The sequence below is a fragment of the Mycolicibacterium arseniciresistens genome, assembly GCF_030519285.1.
In the GTDB taxonomy this organism is placed as follows: domain Bacteria; phylum Actinomycetota; class Actinomycetes; order Mycobacteriales; family Mycobacteriaceae; genus Mycobacterium; species Mycobacterium arseniciresistens.
The window spans coordinates 1-2,071 of record NZ_JAUMSQ010000091.1 but is presented as its reverse complement, the minus strand read 5'-3'; the positions used below and the strand labels follow the sequence as shown (position 1 = coordinate 2,071).

Below are 2,071 nucleotides of genomic sequence, written 5' to 3'. Positions count from 1 at the left end.
CCCCCAAAAAAGAGGGCAGACATGCATGCGAGTATCAGAAAAATTTGCATTACATAAAGACACACCACAACCCCCAAAGGGATCATCATGCGTCTTTGATGCTCGCAACCACTATCCACAAATCAAACACCACACCCCACCACCAAAGCAGGGCAACAACAGAAACCCCTCAACCACCGAACCCCAACCCACACCCCACCCAACGAACAGGTGAAAAGAAGAAAGGAACCCGAGATCTCAGAGCCGGCACCCACCCCCACTGGGATGAGCCCGCGGGCCTGTTGTCTCAAAGCCCAATAGTGTGTCTGATGATTTCCTCGCCGTCCGGCATTCACTCGGACGAACATGTTCGTTGATATGCACCAGAACTTGCGCCCACTACAGGGCAAGCCCATCCAACGAATCGCCCAGGTCACCGAACCCCCACACGATGTGGGCGGGCCATGGGTCTCGTGGTGCTCCTTAGAAAGGAGGTGATCCAGCCGCACCTTCCGGTACGGCTACCTTGTTACGACTTCGTCCCAATCGCCGATCCCACCTTCGACGGCTCCCTCCCACAAGGGGTTAGGCCACCGGCTTCGGGTGTTACCGACTTTCATGACGTGACGGGCGGTGTGTACAAGGCCCGGGAACGTATTCACCGCAGCGTTGCTGATCTGCGATTACTAGCGACTCCGACTTCACGGGGTCGAGTTGCAGACCCCGATCCGAACTGAGACCGGCTTTAAAGGATTCGCTAAGCCTCACGGCATCGCAGCCCTTTGTACCGGCCATTGTAGCATGTGTGAAGCCCTGGACATAAGGGGCATGATGACTTGACGTCATCCCCACCTTCCTCCGAGTTGACCCCGGCAGTCTCTCACGAGTCCCCACCATTACGTGCTGGCAACATGAGACAAGGGTTGCGCTCGTTGCGGGACTTAACCCAACATCTCACGACACGAGCTGACGACAGCCATGCACCACCTGCACACAGGCCACAAGGGAACCGACATCTCTGCCGACGTCCTGTGCATGTCAAACCCAGGTAAGGTTCTTCGCGTTGCATCGAATTAATCCACATGCTCCGCCGCTTGTGCGGGCCCCCGTCAATTCCTTTGAGTTTTAGCCTTGCGGCCGTACTCCCCAGGCGGGGTACTTAATGCGTTAGCTACGGCACGGATCCCAAGGAAGGAAACCCACACCTAGTACCCACCGTTTACGGCGTGGACTACCAGGGTATCTAATCCTGTTCGCTCCCCACGCTTTCGCTCCTCAGCGTCAGTTACTGCCCAGAGACCCGCCTTCGCCACCGGTGTTCCTCCTGATATCTGCGCATTCCACCGCTACACCAGGAATTCCAGTCTCCCCTGCAGTACTCCAGTCTGCCCGTATCGCCCGCACGCCGAGGGTTAAGCCCCCGGTTTTCACGAACAACGCGACAAACCACCTACGAGCTCTTTACGCCCAGTAATTCCGGACAACGCTCGCACCCTACGTATTACCGCGGCTGCTGGCACGTAGTTGGCCGGTGCTTCTTCTGCACATACCGTCACTTGCGCTTCGTCTGTGCTGAAAGAGGTTTACAACCCGAAGGCCGTCATCCCCCACGCGGCGTCGCTGCATCAGGCTTGCGCCCATTGTGCAATATTCCCCACTGCTGCCTCCCGTAGGAGTCTGGGCCGTATCTCAGTCCCAGTGTGGCCGGACACCCTCTCAGGCCGGCTACCCGTCGTCGCCTTGGTAGGCCATCACCCCACCAACAAGCTGATAGGCCGCGGGCCCATCCCACACCGCAAAAGCTTTCCCCCAAGAGTCATGCAACCCAAGAGGTGTATTCGGTATTAGACCCAGTTTCCCAGGCTTATCCCAAAGTGCAGGGCAGATCACCCACGTGTTACTCACCCGTTCGCCACTCGAGTACCCCGAAGGGCCTTTCCGTTCGACTTGCATGTGTTAAGCACGCCGCCAGCGTTCGTCCTGAGCCAGGATCAAACTCTCCAAACAAAAACAACCCAACCAAAGTCGGGTGAATTCGAATCAGAAAAATCCGATCACAAAAACAAGACACCAAAAACTGGCATCCAAAAAA

1 rRNA gene is annotated in these 2,071 nt (G+C 56.7%); it reads right to left on the bottom strand.

From position 1 onward, the window contains the following. Positions 1-466 precede the first annotated feature (466 nt). Positions 467-1,986, bottom strand: a 16S ribosomal RNA gene (locus Q2100_RS14090). Positions 1,987-2,071: the final 85 nt, after the last annotated feature.